The organism is Cellulomonas humilata (assembly GCF_013359775.1).
Classification (GTDB): Bacteria; Actinomycetota; Actinomycetes; order Actinomycetales; family Cellulomonadaceae; genus Cellulomonas; species Cellulomonas humilata.
This window is the reverse complement of sequence record NZ_JABMCI010000065.1, coordinates 141,602-163,496: the sequence shown is the minus strand read 5'-3', so window position 1 is coordinate 163,496 and position 21,895 is coordinate 141,602. Positions and strand designations below refer to the sequence as shown.

At 73.1% G+C, this 21,895-nt stretch carries 22 protein-coding genes; 16 read left to right on the top strand and 6 right to left on the bottom strand.

Translation table 11 applies throughout. The annotated features are described in order from the left end of the window. The first annotated feature begins 5 nt into the window (after positions 1-5). From HP550_RS11830 to HP550_RS11820, 3 genes are all read left to right on the top strand, one after another. Positions 6-1,130 (top strand): DUF4192 domain-containing protein, encoded by a 1,125-nt coding sequence (locus tag HP550_RS11830; RefSeq protein WP_175347885.1) that lies wholly within the window; start codon positions 6-8, stop codon positions 1,128-1,130. 96 nt (positions 1,131-1,226) lie between these two features. Further along, positions 1,227-1,622 carry a universal stress protein gene (locus tag HP550_RS11825; protein WP_175347884.1) on the top strand — a complete coding sequence of 132 codons (396 nt, stop codon included), beginning with the start codon at positions 1,227-1,229 and terminating at the stop codon, positions 1,620-1,622. Positions 1,623-1,841: 219 nt separating this feature from the next. Then, the gene (locus HP550_RS11820) at positions 1,842-3,395 is read left to right on the top strand and encodes an RNA polymerase sigma factor (RefSeq protein ID WP_343048143.1); all 1,554 of its coding nucleotides are present in this window, start codon (positions 1,842-1,844) and stop codon (positions 3,393-3,395) included. An 81-nt stretch (positions 3,396-3,476) separates the two neighbouring features. Here HP550_RS11820 and HP550_RS11815 read toward each other — a convergent pair whose 3' ends face one another. Beyond that, entirely contained in the window at positions 3,477-4,178 is a 702-nt protein-coding gene (locus tag HP550_RS11815) for a 3-keto-alpha-glucoside-1,2-lyase-like domain-containing protein (protein ID WP_175347883.1), read from the bottom strand. A gap of 254 nt (positions 4,179-4,432) precedes the next feature. Here HP550_RS11815 and HP550_RS22740 point away from each other — a divergent pair, with 254 nt between their 5' ends. After that, complete coding sequence (locus HP550_RS22740) at positions 4,433-4,558, top strand: hypothetical protein (protein WP_281362183.1); 126 nt, start codon at positions 4,433-4,435, stop codon at positions 4,556-4,558. Then, a complete protein-coding gene (locus HP550_RS11810) occupies positions 4,555-4,833 on the top strand; it encodes a YciI family protein (protein ID WP_175347882.1) in 279 nt (92 codons plus the stop codon). The genes HP550_RS22740 and HP550_RS11810 overlap by 4 nt, the downstream gene beginning before the upstream one ends. Positions 4,834-4,855: 22 nt before the next feature. Here HP550_RS11810 and HP550_RS11805 read toward each other — a convergent pair whose 3' ends face one another. Both HP550_RS11805 and HP550_RS11800 read right to left on the bottom strand, forming a co-directional pair. Then, a complete protein-coding gene (locus HP550_RS11805; protein ID WP_175347881.1) occupies positions 4,856-5,224 on the bottom strand; it encodes a hypothetical protein in 369 nt (122 codons plus the stop codon). A 126-nt stretch (positions 5,225-5,350) separates the two neighbouring features. After that, the gene (locus HP550_RS11800; RefSeq protein ID WP_056092095.1) at positions 5,351-5,560 is read right to left on the bottom strand and encodes a DUF7455 domain-containing protein; all 210 of its coding nucleotides are present in this window, start codon (positions 5,558-5,560) and stop codon (positions 5,351-5,353) included. Between the two features lie 162 nt (positions 5,561-5,722). Between HP550_RS11800 and HP550_RS11795 the strand changes: the two genes are divergently transcribed. The 3 genes from HP550_RS11795 (at position 5,723) to HP550_RS11785 (ending at position 9,796) form a co-directional block, all read left to right on the top strand. Next, positions 5,723-7,849: a DNA gyrase subunit B gene (locus HP550_RS11795; RefSeq protein WP_175347880.1), complete on the top strand. Its 2,127-nt coding sequence runs from the start codon at positions 5,723-5,725 to the stop codon at positions 7,847-7,849. A 49-nt stretch (positions 7,850-7,898) separates the two neighbouring features. Then, positions 7,899-8,930: a GNAT family N-acetyltransferase gene (locus HP550_RS11790; RefSeq protein WP_175347879.1), complete on the top strand. Its 1,032-nt coding sequence runs from the start codon at positions 7,899-7,901 to the stop codon at positions 8,928-8,930. A 119-nt stretch (positions 8,931-9,049) separates the two neighbouring features. Continuing rightward, entirely contained in the window at positions 9,050-9,796 is a 747-nt protein-coding gene (locus tag HP550_RS11785; RefSeq protein ID WP_175347878.1) for a lysoplasmalogenase family protein, read from the top strand. A gap of 9 nt (positions 9,797-9,805) precedes the next feature. Here HP550_RS11785 and HP550_RS11780 read toward each other — a convergent pair whose 3' ends face one another. Continuing rightward, positions 9,806-12,280: a DNA gyrase/topoisomerase IV subunit A gene (locus HP550_RS11780; RefSeq protein WP_175347877.1), complete on the bottom strand. Its 2,475-nt coding sequence runs from the start codon at positions 12,278-12,280 to the stop codon at positions 9,806-9,808. A gap of 103 nt (positions 12,281-12,383) precedes the next feature. Between HP550_RS11780 and HP550_RS11775 the strand changes: the two genes are divergently transcribed. The 4 genes from HP550_RS11775 to HP550_RS11760 are packed head-to-tail and all read left to right on the top strand — an operon-like array spanning position 12,384 to position 17,606. Next, positions 12,384-15,119 (top strand): bifunctional acetate--CoA ligase family protein/GNAT family N-acetyltransferase, encoded by a 2,736-nt coding sequence (locus HP550_RS11775; protein WP_175347876.1) that lies wholly within the window; start codon positions 12,384-12,386, stop codon positions 15,117-15,119. Between the two features lie 59 nt (positions 15,120-15,178). Continuing rightward, the gene (locus HP550_RS11770) at positions 15,179-15,754 is read left to right on the top strand and encodes a DUF5998 family protein (protein WP_175347875.1); all 576 of its coding nucleotides are present in this window, start codon (positions 15,179-15,181) and stop codon (positions 15,752-15,754) included. After that, positions 15,751-16,947 (top strand): alkaline phosphatase family protein, encoded by a 1,197-nt coding sequence (locus HP550_RS11765; RefSeq protein ID WP_175347874.1) that lies wholly within the window; start codon positions 15,751-15,753, stop codon positions 16,945-16,947. Before HP550_RS11770 ends, HP550_RS11765 begins: the two co-directional genes overlap by 4 nt. Continuing rightward, on the top strand, positions 16,947-17,606 hold the full coding sequence (locus HP550_RS11760) for a thymidine kinase (protein ID WP_175347873.1): 660 nt from the start codon (positions 16,947-16,949) through the stop codon (positions 17,604-17,606). Before HP550_RS11765 ends, HP550_RS11760 begins: the two co-directional genes overlap by 1 nt. A 37-nt stretch (positions 17,607-17,643) precedes the next feature. Here the strand turns inward: HP550_RS11760 and sepH are convergent, their stop codons facing one another. Next, the gene (gene sepH / locus HP550_RS11755; RefSeq protein WP_175347872.1) at positions 17,644-18,687 is read right to left on the bottom strand and encodes a septation protein SepH; all 1,044 of its coding nucleotides are present in this window, start codon (positions 18,685-18,687) and stop codon (positions 17,644-17,646) included. Positions 18,688-18,804: 117 nt separating this feature from the next. Here sepH and HP550_RS11750 point away from each other — a divergent pair, with 117 nt between their 5' ends. From HP550_RS11750 to HP550_RS11740, 3 genes are all read left to right on the top strand, one after another. Continuing rightward, a complete protein-coding gene (locus tag HP550_RS11750; RefSeq protein ID WP_343048142.1) occupies positions 18,805-19,437 on the top strand; it encodes a trimeric intracellular cation channel family protein in 633 nt (210 codons plus the stop codon). Between the two features lie 12 nt (positions 19,438-19,449). Beyond that, on the top strand, positions 19,450-20,292 hold the full coding sequence (locus HP550_RS11745; RefSeq protein WP_175347871.1) for an inositol monophosphatase family protein: 843 nt from the start codon (positions 19,450-19,452) through the stop codon (positions 20,290-20,292). Between the two features lie 159 nt (positions 20,293-20,451). Next, complete coding sequence (locus HP550_RS11740; RefSeq protein ID WP_056090713.1) at positions 20,452-20,751, top strand: DUF4193 domain-containing protein; 300 nt, start codon at positions 20,452-20,454, stop codon at positions 20,749-20,751. Between the two features lie 91 nt (positions 20,752-20,842). Here the strand turns inward: HP550_RS11740 and HP550_RS11735 are convergent, their stop codons facing one another. Next, positions 20,843-21,322, bottom strand: a complete 480-nt coding sequence (locus tag HP550_RS11735) for a DUF3093 domain-containing protein (protein WP_175347870.1) — start codon at positions 21,320-21,322, stop codon at positions 20,843-20,845. Between the two features lie 38 nt (positions 21,323-21,360). Here HP550_RS11735 and dut point away from each other — a divergent pair, with 38 nt between their 5' ends. Then, positions 21,361-21,831, top strand: coding sequence for a dUTP diphosphatase (dut, locus tag HP550_RS11730; protein WP_175347869.1), 471 nt, complete (start codon positions 21,361-21,363; stop codon positions 21,829-21,831). Positions 21,832-21,895: the final 64 nt, after the last annotated feature.

The window sequence follows — 21,895 nt, the reverse complement described above, 5'->3', positions numbered from 1 at the left end:
TCGCCATGCAGACCACCACGCTCCGGGTGAGCGAACCCCGGGAGATCCTCGCGCTCGTCCCTCACCGGCTCGGGTTCCGGCCCGCGGACAGCGCCGTCGCCGTGAGCCTGCGGCCGCCGCGCGGTGCGGTCGGACTCGTCGTCCGGGTGGACCTGCCCCACCTCGCCGACGCGTCCGCAGGGCCGATGCTCGCCCGCACCCTCGTCGCCCACCTGGGTCGGGACGGGGCCCGTCGCGGCATCCTCGTGCTCTACACGGATCGTGACCCCCGCGGCTCCGACGGTCCGGCGCAGACCGCGGCGCGGCACTTCCAGGATGCGGCCGCGGCCTCGCTCGGGGACGTGCTCGTCTGGGTGGTCACGCCGAGCGGCTACCTCGCGCTCGACTGCGCGGACGACTGCTGCCCGCCGGGTGGTAGGCCGCTGCGGGACCTCGACTCCACCCAGGTGGGTGCCACGCTGGTGCTGGCCGGGTCGGCGGTCGCGGACTCTCGCGACGACATCGCCCGGATCCGGCCGCAGCACGGCGAGGTTCGTCGATCGGTGGCCCGCGTGCGGCGTCGCTGGGAGCGCCGGTGGGAGGACGCCCTCGTCTCCGGCGCCGACGCGGTCTCCCGGTGGCGGGAGGAGTCGCTGGCGGCATGGCGCACCGCGGTCACTCTCGTGGAGACCGAGGGGCCGGGAACCGGGGGAGCGCCGTGGGGTCGGGTCGAGGCCGGGCTGGCCGACCGGCGGGTGCGCGACGGTGTGCTGGTCGCGTTGGTTCCCGGCACGGCGGACCTGGCCGAGCGCTGCGTGCGCGGTGCGGAGTCGACGCCGGAGCTCGACGCCGCGCTCGGCGTGGCGATGTCCATGATCATCGACCCCGTCCGCGGCGTCGTGCCGCCGGCCCGGGCGACGGCGGTGCACGAGGCCGTGCTGGAGGCCGTGGTCTCCCGCGGCAGGACCGGCGCACAGGCGCCGGCGTTGACGCTCCTGGCCCTGCTCGCGTGGTGGCGTGGGGACGGCGCCCGCGCGCGCGTGCTGCTGGACGGGGCGCTCGACGCGGAGCCGGGGTACCGGTTGGCGGAGCTCCTCGACGACGCGCTGAGCGCAGCTGTCCCGCCCGGGTGGGTGCGGCACGCGGACTGACCTGCGGCGAGATGCGAGCGGTGCGCTCGTCGCGACCCCTTCGCTCCGGTAGCGTCACGCACACGGCGGTGTTGCCGCGGGACGAGGGGAGGACCGATGGGCATCGTGGTCGGCTATCTGGCCACTCCGGAAGGTCGGGCGGCCCTCGGGGCGGCGATCGAGGAAGCGCGGCAGCGTGACACACGCGTCGTGGTCGTCGTGAGCGCACGCCCGGACGAGCCGGAGGAGCAGCGCGCAGCCGTCGAGGCGGAGCTGGAGAAGGTGCGGGCCGAGCTCGCCTCCGCGGACGTCGACCACGAGGTGCGGCTGCTCACGGGCGGCGACGTCGCGGACGACCTCATCGCGACGGCGGAGGAGGTGGGGGCCCAGCTGGTGGTCCTGGGGCTGCGCCGGCGCAGCCCGGTGGGCAAGCTGATCCTCGGCGCCAACGCGCAGCGCGTGCTCTTCGACGCGCCGTGCCCCGTGCTCACCGTGAAGCCCGGACCCGGCTGACACCGGCGAGTACGTCTCACGCAGCGGGACCCGTCATCGGGTCCGGCGCGGCGGGAATCTCTGGCGCCTGCCGTTCGTTGACACCGAGAACCCCATGACCGCCGTCCTCGACGGCCGTGTCGTCGTGCCCGTGATAGCGCCGACCGGCCCGTGAGGTCGGTACAATATCTATCTACCTCCCGGCCCCGTTCCGGGTGTCGCGCTGCCGAAAGGTCGTTCGTGTCGTCCCAGACCCCGCATCCCGCTCTTCCGCGTGAGTTCGAGCACCCCGCCCTCCAGGATCTCGTCCTGCGTGGGCGCACCCACGGCACCGTGGGCGCCGAGGAGCTGCGCACCGCGTGCGAGCAGGCGGACGTCCAGGACGCCAAGCGTCTGCGCGCCGTCGTCCGTGGACTCTCCACCGCCGGCATCGGCGTGCGTGAGCCTGCGGCTCCCGCACGTGCCGTCGCCGCCACCAGCGCCAAGGCTCGTCCGTCCACCAAGGCCGTGGTGCCACCCGAGGAGGGCGCCGCCGCACCTGCCAAGACCTCGCGCGCCAAGACCACGGCTACGGCCAAGACCACCGCCGCCAAGCCCACGGCCGCGAAGGCGGCCGCCGCGAAGAAGGCGGCGACCGAGCCGGTCGACGGCGACGTCGAGGTCGTGGACGGCGAGGAGCCGGACATCGAGGCGATCGAAGAGGTCGTCGTCGTCGACGTCGTCGAGGTGGTCGAGGTCGCGGAGGACACCACCGACTCCGACGACGAGGACGAGGACGGCGAGAAGAAGCCGGCGGCCAAGGAGGAGGAGACCGAGGACAGCGGCTTCGTCTACTCCGACGCCGACGACGACGACGCCCCCGCCCAGCAGGTCGTCACGGCCGGCGCCACGGCGGACCCGGTCAAGGACTACCTGAAGCAGATCGGCAAGGTCGCCCTGCTGAACGCCGAGCAGGAGGTCGACCTCGCCAAGCGCATCGAGGCCGGGCTGTTCGCCGAAGAGCGCCTGAACGCCGGCATCGCGATGGAAGCCAAGATCAAGCGCGAGCTCGAGTGGATCGCGAACGACGGTCGCCGGGCCAAGAACCACCTGCTCGAGGCCAACCTTCGTCTGGTCGTCTCGCTGGCCAAGCGCTACACCGGCCGCGGCATGCTGTTCCTGGACCTGATCCAGGAGGGCAACCTCGGTCTGATCCGCGCGGTCGAGAAGTTCGACTACACCAAGGGCTACAAGTTCTCGACCTACGCCACGTGGTGGATCCGTCAGGCCATCACCCGCGCCATGGCCGACCAGGCCCGCACCATCCGCATCCCGGTGCACATGGTCGAGGTCATCAACAAGCTCGCGCGCGTCCAGCGGCAGATGCTCCAGGACCTGGGCCGCGAGCCCACGCCCGAGGAGCTCGCCAAGGAGCTCGACATGACCCCCGAGAAGGTGGTCGAGGTCCAGAAGTACGGCCGCGAGCCCATCTCGCTGCACACGCCGCTCGGCGAGGACGGTGACAGCGAGTTCGGTGACCTCATCGAGGACTCCGAGGCCGTCGTCCCGGCGGATGCCGTGAGCTTCACGCTCCTCCAGGAGCAGCTGCACCAGGTGCTCGACACGCTCTCCGAGCGTGAGGCCGGCGTGGTGTCGATGCGGTTCGGCCTGACCGACGGCCAGCCGAAGACGCTCGACGAGATCGGCAAGGTCTACGGCGTGACGCGTGAGCGGATCCGGCAGATCGAGTCGAAGACCATGTCGAAGCTGCGGCACCCGTCGCGCTCGCAGGTCCTCCGCGACTACCTGGACTGACCGACTGCACGCACTCCGGAGGCCTTCGACCCCACTGCGATCGACGCGGGGTCGGAGGCCTCCGGCGTTCCTGGGGAGTGGTCAGAAGGTCCGGGTGACGCGGACGTCGTCGAACGTGCCGTTGTTCTCCCAGATCTGGCCGACGCCGACACCGCCGTGCCGCAGCGGCGCAGGGTCCTTGACCGAGGCCACGAGGACCCCGTTGGTGCGGATCTCGATGTGGGCGCCGTTGACCCGGATCTCCACCGCGTTGCCGCCCGTCACCGTCGCGACGTGCTCGATGTCCGCGAGATACGTCGGGACACCGTTGTCGTAGCGCTCGATCAGCAGCAGCCCGTCGGGGAGCATGCCGCCGCCGCCCTTCGGCGACTCCTGGCCGGGATCCCACAGCTCGACGCGGTAGTAGTCCTCGGAGCCCGGCGTGGCGTCCTGGACCCGGAAGAAGAAGAAGGCCATGTGCACGCCCGGCTGGCCACCGCCGACGTTCTCCGTGTCGTAGGTGGCGCTGAACGTGTAGTTGCGCCAGGCGCGGTCGCCGACGTGGGTGACCGCGGTGCCGTCCCGGTCGATCGCGCCGGGCAGGTAGTCGCCGTCGATGACCAGGCGGCCCTGCGCGATCTGTCCAGCCCGCTTGACGAAGGTCCAGTCGCTGCCGGGCGTCGTGAAGTAGTCCTGGAACAGCGCGGAGCGGCTCTGGCCCGCTCGGCCGTCCCCGCCGACCGGGCCCGCCGTGGCGATCTGCGCCGTTCCTGCCATCGCGATCAGGACGAGGGCAGCGAGCACGGCAGTCCACCGCGCCCTGCTCCGTCGACCTCTGTCGAACCTGCTCATCACAGCACCTCCCGTGCGCGTCGTCGGGAGCCGGCCTCCCCGGCTTCCGGTGGTCGTACGTCATCGTCCCCACGGAGGCAGGAGGCGCGGGCAGAGGCGAAGGTCCCGGGCAGTGATGACGCCGTCGGGCCGGGCTGGCTCGGCGGCAACGTCGTCGAAACCTGGAACGACGGCACCACGCACGTGTGGGGTGGGGCTGGGAGCGGATGACCGAGGAGCAGCTGGGCGGTGCCTGCGCGCTGCCGGAGGGCTACCGCGGCGGCTCGTACGTGCGTGGCTGGGGCATGATCCTGGCCCGGCTGGTCGCCCACGCCGAGGGCGGCGCGCGATGAGGCAGGTGCGCTACGTGGTGCTCGACGAGTCGGTGCCGTGCGTGCTGGAGCTCGCACCGGTGCTCATGGCCGCGCACGTCGCCCACTACGAGGACTTCGCCGAACGCGGCCTTCTGGTCGCCATCGGCACGTTCGAGCAGCCCGAGGTGAACGGGTCGATGTGCCTGCTGACCACGCGCGAGGCCGCGCAGGAGTTCGCCACGACCGACCCCTTCGTCGTGCAGGGCCTCATGACGTCCTACCGCGTACTCGCCTGGACGAACGTGCTGGCCTGACATCACACGTGCTGGCCCGACCTCAGCGCGTGATGTACCAGAGGATCAGGTCGTGGGCGCTCTGCGCCTTCTCCGCGCCGCGGAAGTCGGCCTCGTGGACCGCGCCGCTGCCGACGTCGATGGCGATGCTGCTGCTCGAGGCGAACTTGCCGACCAGGGACGTGTTGCTCACCACCGAGACCGAGCGGACGTGCCGGTAGGGGATCGAGGTGACCGCGATGCGCTTGCCGACGAAGCTCTTGTCCTGGAGCACCACACGCAGGGTGGTCAGGCCGACGAAGCCCGTGCCGGTGCCGATGCAGTCGTACACGGCCAGGATCTCCTCGCCGTCCAGCAGGCCACGGCGCACGAGCTCGAGCTGCTCGGACTTGTCGAAGACGGGATCGCTCACGTGGCAGCTCCTTGTCGGGGGACCGTCGGGCGTCGATGCCCGATCACCGGAGCCTAGGGGTAGACGACGAGGCCCGGACCAGAAGGTCCGGGCCTCGCGCGGTTGTCGTGGTGTGGTGCCGGGACGTCAGGTCGCGGCGCCGGCTCCCGCTCCGTGCTCGGCGAGCAGGCGGTCGGTCTCGTCCTGCACGTGGGTGGCCAGCTCGGCGAACTTCGGTGCGTGCTCGCGCGCGTGGTGCGCACAGAAGAGGAGCTCTCCCACGGGGAGAACAACTCGGACATAGGCCTGTGCGCCGCAGCGGTCGCAGCGGTCGGCCGCGGTCAGTGGATGCGTCATGGTCCCGGTCACGAGTCCATAGAACCATCCCCGTCGTCGATCCCACGCACCAGGAGCGGGTGGTTCGCTCACCGCGTAGTGGACTGTAACCAGCCCGCAACACAGCAGTGTCCGGCGGCATGGTGCCGCGGTCCTGTCAGGGCCGGCGACTACCATCGGCCCGTGACGACGACCTCCCCGCAGTCCGGCTACACCGCCCGGCACCTGTCCGTGCTGGAGGGCCTGGAGGCGGTCCGCAAGCGCCCGGGCATGTACATCGGCACCACCGACAGCCGCGGTCTCATGCACTGCCTGTGGGAGATCATCGACAACTCGGTGGACGAGGCCCTGGGCGGTTACGGCGACCGGATCGAGATCGTGCTGCACGCGGACTCCTCGGTCGAGGTGCGCGACAACGGGCGTGGCGTCCCCGTGGACATCGAGCCGAAGACCGGGCTGACCGGCGTCGAGGTCGTGTTCACCAAGCTGCACGCGGGCGGCAAGTTCGGTGGCGGCTCCTACGGCGCGTCCGGTGGGCTGCACGGCGTCGGCGCCTCGGTGGTCAACGCCCTGTCGGCGCGCCTGGACGTCGAGGTCGACCGGGGCGGTCGCACCCACCGCATGACGTTCCACCGCGGCGAGCCGGGCACGTTCGACGACCGCGCCGGCATCGGCCCGGACAACCCGTTCGAGCCGTTCGTCTCAGGCTCGGAGCTGGCGGTCGGCGGCAAGGTGGCGCGGGGACGCACGGGCACGCGCGTCCGGTACTGGGCTGACCCGCAGATCTTCCCCAAGACGGCCGTGTTCGCGTACGACGAGCTGGTCACCCGCGCGCGGCAGACGAGCTTCCTGGTCCCGGGTCTGACGCTGACCGTCCGCGACGAGCGCGGCATCCCCGGCACGCCGGGGGCCGACGGGCCGCACGAGGAGACGTTCCTGCACAGCGGCGGCGTCGTGGACTTCGTGGACCACCTGGCGCCGGACACCGCGGTGACGGACACCTGGCACCTCACGGGATCGGCGGCGTTCGTCGAGACGGTCCCCGTGCTGGACGACCGCGGCCACATGACCGCGCAGGAGGTCTCGCGCACCTGCGACGTGGACATCGCGCTGCGGTGGGGCACCGGGTACGAGACCGAGGTGCGCAGCTTCGTCAACATCATCTCGACGCCCAAGGGCGGCACCCACCTGGCCGGGTTCGAGGCCGGGCTGCTGCGCACCATGCGCAAGGCGGTCGACGCCAACGCGCGGCGCCTGAAGATCTCGGCCCGGGACACCTCGGAGCGGATCGAGAAGGAGGACGTGCTCGCGGGCATGACCGCCGTGGTCACCGTCCGGCTGGCCGAGCCCCAGTTCGAGGGGCAGACCAAGGAGGTGCTGGGCACCGGGCCGGTCCGTGCGATCGTCGCCAAGGTCATCGACACCGAGCTCGCAGCGATCTTCAGCTCGCCCAAGCGGGACCACAAGGCGCACTCGTCGCTGCTGCTGGACAAGGTGGTCGGCGAGATGCGCGCCCGCCTGTCCGCGCGCAAGCAGAAGGAGATCTCGCGGCGCAAGAACGCCCTGGAGACGTCCTCGCTGCCCGCCAAGCTGGCCGACTGCCGCAGCGACGACGTGGAGCGCAGCGAGCTGTTCATCGTCGAGGGGGACAGCGCCCTGGGCACCGCCAAGCTGGCGCGCAGCTCCGACTTCCAGGCGCTGCTGCCCATCCGCGGCAAGATCCTCAACGTCCAGAAGGCCTCCATCACGGACATGCTGAAGAACGCGGAGTGCGCCGCGATCATCCAGGTGGTCGGTGCCGGGTCGGGCCGCTCGTTCGACCTGGAGGCGGCGCGCTACGGGAAGATCGTGCTGATGACCGACGCCGACGTCGACGGTGCGCACATCCGGACCCTGCTGCTCACGCTGCTGTTCCGCTACATGCGCCCGCTGGTCGAGGCCGGCCGCGTGTACGCGGCCGTGCCGCCGCTGCACCGCATCGAGGTCATCGGCGGTGGCGGACGCAAGAACGAGTACGTGTACACGTACTCGGAGGCCGAGCTGGCGGCGACGCTGAAGAAGCTCGACCGGGCCGGCAAGCGCTACAAGGACGACATCCAGCGCTACAAGGGCCTCGGGGAGATGGACGCGGACCAGCTGGCGGAGACCACCATGGACCCCCGCCACCGCACGCTGCGCCGCGTGACCGTCGAAGGTGCGCAGCGGGCCGAGGAGGTCTTCGAGCTCCTCATGGGCTCGGACGTCGCCCCGCGCAAGGACTTCATCGTCGCGGGCGGGGACGGGCTGGACCGCAGCCGTATCGACGCCTGACCGGCATTTCGGTTGCCGTGGCGGCGCCGGGCCGGGGATCGTGGTGGTCGTGACCGCCACCGACCTCGCGCCCATCGCCGAGCGCGCCGCAGCTCCCGCCGACGCCCCGGTGCCCACGGGCACCGACGGCCTCACCTGGCGTCCGCTCACGCGCGACGACGTGCCCGCCCTCACCCGGCTCGTCACGGCGGTCGAAGAGGCCGAGTCAGCCCCGTACCGGACCTCGGCGGAGGAGATCGACGACGAGTTCGACGGCGCCTGGAAGGACCACGCGCGAGACACCCTCGCCGGGGTCGACGCCGACGGGGTGATCCGCGCCTACGCGCGCGTCAACCAGCCACCCGGCGACGCCCGGGTGGTCAGGGCGTTCCTCGACGGCTGCGTCGACCCGCAGTGGCGCGGCCGGGGGATCGGTCGCCAGGTGCTGGCCTGGGAGACGGCGCGCGGGCGGCAGCGGCTGGCGGCCTCGGGCAAGGACCTGCCGGGCCGGCTCGCGGTGTTCGTGCACGACAACGCCGAGACCACCATCCGCCTGCTGCGCGCGAGCGGGTTCACGCCGGCGCGGTACTACGCGGAGATGCGTCGCCCGCTGGACGTCGAGCTCCCGCCGGTCGACGTGCCCCCGGGGCTCCGGATCGTGCCGTGGACCCCGGAGCTGGACGAGCAGGTGCGGCTCGCGCACAACGAGGCGTTCGCCGACCACTGGGGGAGCGAGCCCCGCACGGCCGACGAGTGGGCGCAGGGTCGGAGCATGTTCGCCCCGACGTGGAGCTTCGTCGCGATCGACGACGCCACCGGTGAGGTGGCCGGGTACCTGCTGTCCAGCAGGTTCGAGCACGACTGGCCCGTGATCGGCTACAAGGCCGGCTACACGGACCTGCTCGGTGTGCGGCGCGCATGGCGTGGCCGTCGGCTCGCGGCGGCGCTCCTCGCCACGGTGATGGTCGCGTACCGGGCGGACGGGATGGACATGGCCGAGCTGGGCGTGGACACCGCGAACCAGTCCGGCGCGCACCGGCTGTACGAGGGCCTCGGGTACGCGGTGTTCCACAGCTCGACGATGTTCTCGATCGAGCTGTGATCGACGTGGCCGATCCGTCTCACGAGGTGCTCGCCGCGCGTTAGCATCGGCGCGGCGGGACGACGACGTCCGGCCGTTTCTGTCGCCGGACGAGGGCGCCCGGCTTCGAGGAGGTCGTCGTGGGACGCTCGCTGTCCAGAGCCGCGCGTGCATGGGTCGCGGTCCTCGCCGTGCTCGTGCTCGTGCACCTGATCGCGCAGCTGGCGGGCGCGGAGGCGTTCGCGCAGGTCAGCCAGTGGCTGCTCATGCCGGCACTCGGTGCGGTCGTCGTCACGGCGACCCGGTGGCCGCGCGGCCACCTGGTGACCTGGGTGCTGGTGGCGCTGGGCCTCTCGTGGCTCGGCGACCTGGTCCCGTCTCTGGTCGGGGACGATGCCGCGTTCCTCGTGATGGTCGGGTTCTTCCTGCTCGCGCAGACCGCCTACGTCGTCGCCTTCGCCCCCGCGGTGCGCGCGTCGGTCGTGCACCGGCGGCCCGTCCTGCTCCTCCCGTACGCCGCGGTGCTCGTCGCGCTGGTCGCGCTCTGCGCCCCCGGTGCGGGCAGCCTGCTCGTGCCCGTGGCGGTGTACGGCGGTGTGCTGACCGCGATGGCCGTGCTCTCCACCGGCCTCGGCCGGGTCGCGGCGATCGGCGGCGCCGTCTTCCTCGTGAGCGACGCGCTGATCGCGCTCGAGGCCTTCGTGCCGTCGTGGGAGCTTGCCGGGCAGGGGTTCTGGGTCATGCTCACGTACGTGACCGGGCAGGGCCTGATCGCCGCGGCGGTGGTGTCCCGGAACGTGGCCGAGCGCCAGGCACCCGAGCCCGCACCGGTCCGCACGTTCGTCCAGCGGCCTCCGGTACGGGACAACGTGGTCGCGCTCGTCTGAGGGGCGGGGTCAGCCGATCGCGTGCACCGGGGCGGTGAGCGGGGTCCCCGACCCGTCGCGTCGCTGGTCGAGGGGCGGCAGCTCGATCGGCTGACCGCCGGAGCCCGTCGCCCAGGCCGGCGCGGCGCCGACCCAGGCGAGGAGCAGCGTGTCCTCGTTCCGCAGGAACCGGTGCGCCCGCACCCCGCCCGTCGCGCGACCCTTGCCCGGGTAGACGTCGAACGGGGTGACCTTCGCGGAGCCCGCCTGGGTGCCGGGCAGCGCACCGGAGGCGCCGGCCACCGTGACGACCACCGCGGTGGATGCGGCGTCAGCACCGATGGAGCCGAACGCCACGACCCGCTGGCCGCCGGCGAGCTTGATGCCGGCCATGCCCCCCGCGGCACGGCCCTGCGGCCGGACGGCCGACGCCGGGAAGTGCAGGAGGGACGCGTCGGAGGCCAGGAGCACGAGCTCGTCGGTGTCGGTCACGGCGGCGGCGCCGACCACCTCGTCGCCGTCCTTGAGCGAGATCGCCTCCCAGGCGTCCCGGTTGCCGGGCACGTCGCCGGCCGAGACCCGCTTCACCGTGCCCTGCACGGTGGCCAGCGCGAGCGTCGGCGCGCCGGACGCGAGCGACGCGAGGCCCACCACGCGCTCGCGCGGCAGGAGAGTCACCACCTCGCCGAGCGGGACGCCGCCGGAGAGGGAGGGTGCTCCGTCGGTCGGGGGAAGGCCGGGGAGGTCGAGCACGGACACCTTGACGATGCGGCCCTGGGAGGTCACCACGCCGACCTCGGCGCGTGCGGTGGTGGCGACGGACGCGGACACGACGTCGTGCTTCGACCGGCGCGCGCCCTCGACCCGCGCAGGCAGGTCCTCCGACGCGGTGCGAGCGAGCAGCCCGGTGCCGGACAGGAGCACCCAGCACGGGGTGTCGGCGATCTCCAACGGAGCCGCGGCACCGCGCGGTGCGGGGGCGCCGGTGATCGAGGTGCCGCCCGCCGACTCGAGCAGGATGGTCCGGCGCGGGGTCCCGTAGGTGGCCGCGACCTCGGCCATCTCCGCCGAGACCAGCGTGCGCAGCCGGGCCTCGTCGCCCAGGATCTCGCGCAGCTCCGCGATCTCCAGTGCCAGCTGCTCCTGCTCCTTCTCCAGCTCGATGCGCGAGAACTTGGTGAGCCGACGCAGCCGCAGCTCGAGGATGTACTCGGCCTGGGGCTCGGACAGGTCGAACACGCTGCGCAGCCGGGCGCGGGCCGTGTCGGCGTCGTCGGACGTGCGGATGACCTGGATGACTTCGTCGATGTCGACGATCGCGACGAGCAGGCCCTCCACCAGGTGGAGGCGCTCGAGGCGCTTGGCCAGCCGGAACTGCGAACGCCGGCGGACCACGACGATCCGGTGCTCCACCCAGACGACCAGCAGCTCGCGCAGCCCGAGCGTGCGCGGCTGCCCGTCGACGAGCGCGACGTTGTTGATGGAGAACGAGTCCTCCAGCGGCGTGTACCGGTAGAGCTGCTCGAGGACGGCCTCGGGGTGGAAGCCCGTCTTGATCTCGATGACCAGCCGCAGCCCGTGCTGGCGGTCCGTGAGGTCGACGGCGTCCGAGATGCCGGAGAGCTTCTTGTTCTGGACGCCCTCCTTGATCTTCTCGATGACCTTCTCCGGGCCCACCGTGTACGGCAGCTCCGTGATGACGATGCCCTTGCGCTTCGCGGTGACGTTCTCGATGCGGGCCGTGGCGCGCGTGCGGAAGGCGCCGCGGCCCGTCCGGTACGCCTCGCGGACGCCCTCCAGGCCGACGATCTTGCCGCCCGACGGCAGGTCGGGGCCGGGGACGAACCGCAGCAGGTCCTCGAGCGTGGCGTCGGGGTGCAGGACCAGGTGCCGGGCCGCAGCGACCACCTCGACGAGGTTGTGCGGCGCCATGTTGGTGGCCATGCCGACCGCGATGCCGGCCGCGCCGTTGACCAGCAGGTTCGGGATCGCGGCGGGGAGCACCTCGGGCTGGGTGAGCTTGTTGTCGTAGTTGGGCACGAAGTCGACGACGTCCTCGTCGAGCCCGGTGGTCATCGCCAGCGCGGACGGCGCCATGCGGGCCTCGGTGTACCGCGGGGCGGCGGGGCCGTCGTCGAGCGAGCCGAAGTTGCCGTGCCCGTCCACCAGCGGCAGGCGCAGCGAGAACGGCTGCGCGAGGCGGACCATCGCGTCGTAGATCGCCGCGTCGCCGTGCGGGTGCAGCTTGCCCATGACCTCGCCGACCACGCGCGCCGACTTCACGTAGGGGCGGTCGGGGCGCAGGCCCATGTCGGACATCTGGTAGAGGATCCGGCGCTGCACCGGCTTGAGGCCGTCGCGGGCGTCGGGCAGGGCCCGGGAGTAGATGACGGAGTAGGCGTACTCGAGGAACGAGCCCTCCATCTCGGTCGCGACGTCGATGTCGACGATGCGCTCGACGAGGTCCTCGGGCGGGAGTTCGGGGGTCGCGGGGCGACGCGCCATGGGTGCTGCTCCTCGGTGCCGGTCTGCGGTGCGGCGACCATTGTGGCCCGTCCCGGGCCTGGACGGGCCGCGGCGCGCGGCTGGCCGCACTACCGTCAGGGGCATGGCAGACGTCACGGCCGACGACCACCCGAGCCCGGGTCCGGTGTACCCGGCCGCCTGGGAGGCGGACGTCGTGCTGCACGACGGCTCCACGACGCACGTCCGCCCCCTGCGTCCCGACGACGCCGACGCGCTGCAGGCGTTCCACGTCGGACAGTCGGAGCGCTCGACGTACATGCGGTTCTTCGCCCCGCTGGAGCGGCTGCCGGAGCGTGACCTCGCCCGGCTGGTGAACGTCGACCAGCTGGACCGCGTCGCGCTCGTGGCGGTGTCGAGCGGCGCCGAGCCGCAGGACGCGGACCAGATCATCGGGGTCGCACGGTACGACCGGATCGGCACCGACGAGGCCGAGGTGGCGTTCAACATCGCCGACGCCCACCAGGGGCGCGGCCTGGGGTCCGTCCTGCTCGAGCACCTCGCCGCCGCGGCCCGGGAGCGGGGCGTCCGTCGGTTCGTCGCGGAGGTCCTGCCGCAGAACGGCCGGATGATCGGCGTGTTCAAGGACGCCGGGTACGAGGTGCGGCAACGCACGGAGGACGGCATCGTCGCGGTCGGGTTCGACATCGACCCCACCGACCGCTCGCTCGCCGTGATGGCCGACCGTGAGCACCGCGCCGAGGCTCGTTCCATGCGGGACCTGCTGCACGCGGGCTCGGTCGTCGTGGTCGGGCCCGGGGTGGACGCGGGGGAGACCCTGGCCGGACGCCTGGCCGCGCGCGTGCTGGCGGACCTGCTGGTGGCGGACCCGTCCGTGCTGGTGCACGCCGTGGATGTCCCCGGCGACCCGGCCCTGCCGATGCACGCGGCGCTGGCCGACGTCCCCGGACCGGTCGAGCTGGCGGTCGTCGCGGTGCCGTCGGACGAGGCGGCCGACGTCGTCCGCGGCCTGGCCCGGCTCGGGGTGCACGGCGTGGTGCTGCTCACCTCGGGCTTCGCCGAGGAGGGCCCGGACGGGCTGGACCGGCAGCGTGCGCTGCTGCGCGTCGCCCACGGGGCCGGGATGCGGGTGGTCGGCCCGGGCTCCTACGGCATCCTGTCCGCGCGCGCCGGCGGTCTCCAGCTGAACGCGTCGTTGGCGGACGCGCCTCCGCCCACGGGGCGGATCGGGCTCTTCTGCCAGTCCGCGCCGCTGTCGGTGGCGCTGCTCGCGGCGGTCCGCCGACGGGGGATCGGCCTCTCGCAGTTCGTCTCCGCCGGGCACCGGGCGGACGTCTCCGGCAACGACCTCATGCAGTTCTGGGCCGACGACGTCGACACGGACGTCGTCGGCCTGTACCTCGAGTCGCTGGGGAACCCCCGGAAGTTCTCGCGGGTGGCCCGACGCCTGTCGCTCCTCAAGCCAGTCATCGTCGTGACGGCAGGGCGGTCCGGGCAGGTGGTGCCGCCGGGCCACGCGGTGCGCCCCACCCACGCCCCGCCGCGGACCCTCGCCGAGATGCTCCGGCAGTCGGGGGTCGTCCGCGTCGAGAACACGCACCAGATGCTCGACGTGGCGCAGGTCCTCGCGCACCAGCCGCTGCCCGCGGGCCGGCGCACCGCGATCCTGGCCAGCTCGGCGTCCGTCGCGGCGCTCGTCGCGGAGGCCGTCGCGGCCGCCGGGCTGGTGGTCAGCGGGCACGTCCAGCTGCTGCCCGAGGATGCCCCACCCGAGCGCGTGGACGCCGCCGTCGACGCGCTGTACGGCGACCCCGACAGCGACGTCGTGGTGGTCGTCCGGATCCCCACGGTCGGCGGGCCCGACACGGTGCTCCAGGAGGCGGTCGCACGGACCGCCGCGCGCTCCGGCCGCACCACCGTGGCGTGCATCTACGACCTGCACGGGCTCACCCCCGAGCTGACCGCCACCGACGACGACGGCCGGGAGTGGACCGTCCCCGCCTACAGCACGCCGGAGGACGCCGCACTGGCGCTCGGGCACGCCGCCCGGTACGCGCAGTGGCGCGACGGGGACCGGGGCCGTCCCCTGCATCCCGAGGGCGTCGAGACGCGTGCCGCCCGGCGGCTCGTGGCGGGGTGGCTCGAGGCGGAGGCGTCGGGCGACGCGGCCCTGGCGCTCAGCCCCGAGCGGACCTCCGAGCTGCTCGCCACGGTGGGCGTCAGCGTCCTGCCGTCCTTCCGGGTGCACGACGCCGACGAGGCCGTGGCCGCCGCGGAGAGCATCGGGTGGCCGGTCGCGATCAAGACCACGGTCCCCGCCCTGCGGCACCGCGCGGACCTCGGCGGCGTGCGGCTCGACGTAGCCGACGAGACCGAGCTGCGGGCGGACGTGGAGCAGGTGCTGACGCTGGCTGCGGGCCACGAGCAGGGCGACGTCGACGCGCCGCTCGAGGTGCAGGCCATGGCCCCGCACGGGTCGGCGTGCGTCGTGCGGTCGGTGGAGGACCCGCTGTTCGGGCCGATCATCAGCTTCGGCCTCGCCGGTGACGCGTCGGACCTGCTAGGCGACATCGCCTACGGTGTCCCGCCGCTCACGGACGTCGACGTCGCCGAGCTGGTCCGCACCGCTCGGGCGGCCCCCCGGCTGTTCGGCTACCGCGGCCTGCCCGCGCTCGACGTGGCCGCCCTCGAGGACCTCATCGCGCGGGTCGCCGTCCTCGCCGACGACCTGCCCGAGCTGCGGTCGCTCGAGCTGAACCCGGTGGTCGTCTCCGAGCACGGAGCGGTGGTGCTGGGCGCACGGGCCGCGGTGTCGCGGGCCGACCGCGCGGACGCCACCCGCCGGCTGTCGAGGGTGTGAGCGTGGCCGGACGGGGACCCGGTCGCTGGCCACGGCCGTCGAGGTGGGAGGATGGGCGGGTGCCCGCTGCTGCTCCCGCCCTGCACCAGGACCTCCACCGTGCCGGCTACTACCCGGAGCTCGTCGTCGACGTGCTCGACGTGGCCCTCGCCGACGAGGAGGTCGTGGCTCACCTGGTCCACCCCGAGACGACGTTCGACGCCGCCGAGGTCCGCCGCCACGTCACGGTGCTGGTGCTGACCCCGACGCGCCTGGTCGTCGCCCACGTCGACGACCACCCGGCCGACTCCGAGCACCCGTCGGCCTCGGCGTCGGCGACCACCGAGGCGGTGCCGCTGGCCGAGCTGACGTCGGTCGCGCTCACCCACGTGGTGCCCCTGCCGGAGAAGCACGAGCGCGGGCAGCCTGCGCAGGAGCTCACGCTGGTGATCGGCTGGGGGGCGGTCTCCCGGGTGGACCTCGAGCCTGCGACGTGCGGGGACCCCAGCTGCGACGCGGACCACGGGCTCACCGGCACGCTCGCGCCCGACGACGTCGTGGTGCGCGTGAGCGCCGCCGCAGAGGGGCTCGACTCGGTGCGCGCCGCCACCGCGTTCGCGCGTCAGCTGTCCGCGGCGAGCGCACGGGCGCGATGACCGATCTCGAGACTCCTCGCCCGACGGCGCCGTCGCGGCTGAAGGACGCGCTCGACGCGGCGGACCTCGTGGCGCCGGCCTCCCGGTACCCGTGCCTCGGCCGGGTCCTTCCGGCGGTCGCCGGCGCGATCGGCGTGCAGGGCGTGCCGGACGCGGACCTCGCGCAGAAGACCCTCGGGCTGCCCGACGCGTCGCGCGTCTGCGTGGTGCTCGTCGACGGCCTCGGGCACGGGAACCTCGCCGAGCGCGCGGGTCACGCACCCTTCCTGCGGCAGCGGCTCGCCGGTTCCGCCCCTCTGACCAGCACGTTCCCCTCCACCACCGCCACCGCGATGGGTACGTTCGGGGTGGCGCTGCCGCCCGGTCGCACGGGGATGCTCGGGTACACGGTCCGCGATCCCGCCAGCGGTCAGCTGGGCAACCTCGTGAGCTGGACCGGGCTCCCGCCGGCCCGCGAGTGGCAGCGCGAGACGACCGTGTTCGAGCGGCTCGTCGCGGCCGGCACGAGCGTGACGAGCATCGGGCCGGTGCGGTTCTCCGGCTCCGGGCTCACCGAGGCCGCTCTGCGTGGCCCCACCTACAAGGCGGCCGAGTCCCTCGCCTCGCGCGTCGACGCCACGATCGAGGCGCTGCGCCGGCCCGGGGTGGCCTACCTGTACTGGGGCGACGTCGACAAGGCGGGGCACCGCCACGGGTGGGGCTCCTGGCAGTGGGGCGACGCGCTGGCCGAGCTCGATGCGGAGCTCGGACGGCTCGCCCGGGCGCTCCCGCGGGACACGGTGCTGGTCATCACGGCCGACCACGGGATGGTCGACGTCGACCGGTCGCTGCGCTGGGACGTGGCGACGGATCCCGTGCTGGGCGACGGTGTCGAGCTGGTGGCGGGGGAGCCGCGCGCGCTGCACCTGCACCTGCGTGCCGGTGTCGACCCTGGCGTGGTGGCACGGCGGTGGCGGGAGGTGCTCGGGGACGCTGCGGTCGTCGCCACGCGCACCGAGGCCGTGGACGACTCCTGGTTCGGTGACGTCTCCGCGCACGTGCTCCCGGTGATCGGCGACGTGGTGGTCGCCATGACCGGACGCGCCACCGTCGTGGACTCGCGCACCCAGACGCCGGCCTCCCTCGACCTGGTCGGGGTGCACGGCTCCCTGACCGCCCTCGAGATGCTTGTTCCGTGCCTGGTGGTCGCCTGATGGCCGAGCTGGTCTTCTTCTCCGGCACGATGGACAGCGGCAAGTCCACGCTGGCGCTCCAGATGCACCACAACCACGCGGCGCGCGGACGCGACGGGGTGCTGTTCACGCGGCAGGACCGCGCGGGCACCGCGACCATCTCCTCCCGCCTCGGGCTGACGCAGCGCGCGCACGAGGTGGACGACTCGACCGACTTCTGGTCCGACGTCATCGCCCGCCGCACGCACGGCCGGCCGGTCGACTATCTCATCGGCGACGAGGCGCAGTTCTACACCGCCGCGCAGGTGGAGCAGCTGGCCCGGGTGGTCGACGAGCTGGGCGTGGACGTCTACGTCTTCGGCATCTCCACCGACTTCCGCGCCCGGCTGTTCCCGGGGGCCGCCCGCCTGGTCGAGCTCGCCGACCGGGTGGAGATCCTCCAGGTGCGCGCGCTGTGCTGGTGCGGGGCGCGGGCCACGCACAACGCCCGCACGATCGGCGGGACCATGGTGGTCGAGGGCGCGCAGGTGGTGGTCGGCGACGTCGAGGCGGGCGCCGACGAGGTCGGTTACGAGGTTCTGTGCCGACGGCACCACATGCGCCGCATGACCGCCGCGGCCGCCCGCGCCTCCTCGCCCAGCCCGCAGACGCTCACGTCCGTGGACGAGCTCAGCCTCTGAGCGCCGGCGTCACCGACCGCTGGTCATCGACCGCCGGTCATTCTGGTTTTGCGCCGAAGACGATCTCGTCCCAGCTGGGCACCTTGGCGCGTCCGCGGCGGGCGCGGGGGCGTTCGTTCTCGTCGTGCTCGGCGGCAGCCGCCGGCGTCGTGACCGGCTCCGGGACGGCGACGGGCGCGGGGTAGACCTGCGCCTCGGCGGCGTCGTCCGCGTCGACCGGATGAGCGCCCGGCACCGAGGTGTCCAGCCGGCCGAAGTCGAACGCGTGCTGGGGGCCGAAGCCCTCGAACTCCTCGGAGTCGTCGTCGTCGCCGAGCTCGACCGCCTGCCGGACACCGCGCCGGCTGCGCAGGTCGTCCAGGAGCGAGGCCGTCTGCTCCTGCGGGTCCGGGACGGGTTCGGGCTCGACCGGTCCGGGTGCGTCGTGCGGGCCGCGGAGCGCAGCGCCGTCACCCTGGAAGTCGAACACCACGTCCCGCACGGCCGCCAGGTGGCGCCGCGACACCGGCTCGTCGGCGAGCTCGGTCTCGGACAGCCACCGGGCCTCGTCCTCGACGGCGACGACCGTCCGCTTGGCGGGGTCGAACGTCCAGCGCGCTTCGTGCTCGGAGTCGCCCACGGCGAACCGGGCGAGGACGACCCAGGGCCCGGAGGACTCCCGGGCGGCGTCCCACGCCAGCGAGGCCAGCTCGACACCGCGTGCGGCGAGCCGGTCGGTCACCAGGTCACCGAGGGTCGGCGCACCGGACTCCCGCCCGACGCGGGTGCCGCGCGCCTGCTCGGCGATGTGCTCGCGCTCGGCAAGGACCGGTCCCTCGTACCGGCGGACGCGCTCGACGGGAAGGCCGGCGGAGTCCGCCACCTCCTGCGTCGTCGCGCCGGCGCGGATACGGGCCTGGATCTCCCGAGGGCTCAGCGTCCCGGCGCTCTCGGCGCGCAGCTGCTCGAGCTGCGGCCGGTCGCGACGCACGGCGGCGCGCAACGGCTCGTCGATGCGCACGCGGAAGCGTGCGCCGTCCGGGGCCACCAGGACGAGGTGCTCCCCGTCCTCGTGCAGACCCACCAGCTCCAGCTCACCCATGCGACCTCCCGGTAACTCGGGCACGAGCCTGCCACCGATCCGGCTCGACGGCGCGGACCCGGGCCGGTGCGGCGCGGGATCACGCCGCCGACGCGCCGCGCTGTCATGATCTGCGGCGTGGACACGGACATCCCGCTGGAGCCCATCCTCGAGCTGATCGGGGTCTTCGTCGGCGCGATGTCGGGGGCGCTCGCCGCGGTCCGCAAGCAGTTCGACGTGTTCGGCATCATCGTGCTCGCCTGGGCGGCCGGCCTGGGCGGGGGCATGCTGCGCGACGTCCTCATCGGGGCCGTGCCGCCGGTGGGCATCTCGAACTGGCGGTTCATCATGACCGCCGTCCTCGGCGCGACCGTCATCTACTTCTTCCACCCCCGGCTCGAGCGCGCGCGGCGCTTCATCGAGGTCCTCGACGCCGGGGCCCTGGCCCTGTTCAGCGTCGTCGGGACGATCAAGGGGCTCGAGTACGGCACCACGCTGACGGCCGCGGTGGTGGTCGGGGTGATGACCGGGGTGGGCGGCGGCGTGCTGCGCGACCTGCTGTCGGGCGAGGTCCCCGTCGTGCTCCACCACCGGCAGCTGTACGCGATCCCCGCGCTGCTGGGGTCCACCGCGACGGCGGTCCTGTGGTGGCAGGAGGCGATCACCACCGCGACCAGCGTCGCCGTGGTGGCCGCGGTGTTCGCCCTGCGGGTGGGTGCGCTGCGGTACCAGCTGAAGGCGCCCGGACCGTGGCGGGGGACCGTTCGCTGACAGGATGGGCGCGTGACCCCCCACACCCCTGACCAGGTCCGCGCGCTCGTAGAGATCGCCGAGGCCCTCGCCCGCGAGGCCGGTGCGCTGGTCAGCGACGGTCGGCGGAACGTCACCGTGTCGGCCACGAAGTCCAGCGCCCAGGACGTGGTGACGGCGATGGACTTCGCCTCGGAGGCGCTGCTGCGCACGAGGTTGGCGGAGCTGCGGCCGCACGACGCGATCCTCGGTGAGGAGGAGGCCTTCCACCCCGGCACCTCCGGGATCACCTGGGTGGTGGACCCGATCGACGGCACCGTGAACTACCTCTACGGGCACTCGCCCTACGCCGTCTCCGTAGCGGCCGTCATGGGTCCGGACCCCACCGTCGCTCCCGACCCGGCGACCTGGACCGCACTCGCCGGCGCCGTCTTCTCCCCGGAGGACGGACGGTCGTTCACCGCAGGCCTCGGCCTGGGTGCGACGCTCGACGGGCGGGTGCTACGGGTGAACCCGCCCCGCTCCTTGATCGACTCACTGGTGGGCACCGGCTTCGGTTACGTCGCCTCCAGGCGGCGGGTGCAGGGGCGAATCGTCGCAGAACTGTTGCCGCGGGTACGTGATATTCGTCGCGCAGGTTGTGCGTCGCTGGATCTGTGCGCGGTGGCCGCCGGCGGGCTCGACCTGTACTACGAACGCGGCCTCCAGCCGTGGGACCTCGCGGCCGGTGCGCTGATCGCCCAGGAGGCGGGAGCGCAGGTCACAGGGCTGCGGGGCGGGCAGGCGCAGGAGGCGATGACGGTCGCGGGGGTACCGGGTGCGGTCGAGGAGCTGCGGTCGATCCTCGAAAGCCTGGACGCCGACTCGGACGCCTGAAAACGCTCCCACACCGACCGCGACGAAATCGGTCACGCGTCCGGTTCGCTCAACGCTCGAAAGTGGTGCAGAATCCCACCGCGCGCGGGAACAAAAGCACGTCGCGTGCATTGATCCCGCGTACGAGATTCCATCCAGACACGGAGTGTGACGCCACACATGGCTACCGACTACGACGCCCCGCGCAAGACCGAGGAGGACCTGAGCGAGGACTCGCTCCAGGAGCTCCAGGCTCGGCGCTCCGACAAGAACTCGGGCGTGGTGGACGAGGACGAGACCGAGGCGGCCGAAGGGTTCGAGCTCCCGGGCGCGGACCTGTCCGGCGAGGAGCTCTCGGTGCGCGTGCTGCCACGGCAGGCGGACGAGTTCACCTGCTCGAGCTGCTTCCTGGTGCACCACCGAAGCCAGCTCGCCTACGAGCGCGACGGACGACCCGTCTGCTCGGAGTGCGCGGCCTGATCGCCTCCACCCACGTTCCACGACTGACCTGAGGGCCGGTCGCCCAGCACCACCGGGCGACGGGCCCTCGGCATGTCAGCGCGGCGGGCCCTCAGCCGTTCAGCGCCGCAGCCAGCTCGGCTGGGTGGCGGGTGGAGACCACCCAGTACGGGGTCGGGTCCTGCGGGTCGCGCACCTCGACGCGCACGGCGGTGTGGATCCACCCGCGCAGGCACAGGTGGGCGCGCGCGTCCAGGCGCGGCCCCAGCTCCGCGGTCGTCGAGGCCGGGTCGAGCGGGACGGCCGGCCCCAGCAGGGCCAGCGGGATGTGCGCACCGCCGGCCCGGAGCGTGCCCTCCCGCACCTCCACGCGAGGCGCCGCACCGGCGAGCACGAGGACGCCGACGGCCAGCACGGCGACCCCGACGGCTGCGGCGGCACGCACGTCGACGGGGACGAACGCGACGAACACCATGAGCGCGAAGGCCACGAGCAGCACCCACCCGAGCGGGCCGAGCCAGAGCCGCTCGGCGTACGTGGGCGCGGCGGTCTGGGACGAGGGCAGCGGGGTGCCGCTGGGAGCTTCGGGCATGCACCCAGCATCCCATCCGGCGGGTAGGGTCGGGCCCCGTGACGGCCGACCCCAGCCCCGAGGTTCTCCTCCTGCGCCTCGACCCCGACCTTCCCGCGCCCGCCTACGCGCACCCCGGCGACGCCGGCGCCGACCTGGTCTCCAGGATCGACGTCGTGATCCCGCCCCAGGGACGCGTGACGGTGCCGACGGGCGTCGCCATCGCGCTGCCGGACGGGTTCGCCGCGTTCGTGCACCCGCGCTCCGGGCTGGCCATGCGGCACGGTCTCACCATCGTGAACGCCCCTGGCACCGTCGACGCCGGCTACCGGGGCGAGATCGCGGTCACGCTGCTGAACACGGACGTGGAGCACGCGCTCGAGCTGCACCGGGGCGACCGGATCGCGCAGCTGGTGGTCCAGCGGGTGGAGCGGGTCCGCTTCGTGGAGGCCGAGACGTTGCCCGGCTCGCACCGCGGCGACGGTGGCTTCGGCTCCAGCGGCGGCTGGAAGGCTGCACCGAGCGTCTAGGTCGGGACTACTGTCGATCTGTTGGCAACTGATGCGCGCGAGCGCGTCGAAGAGGAGTGAGCAC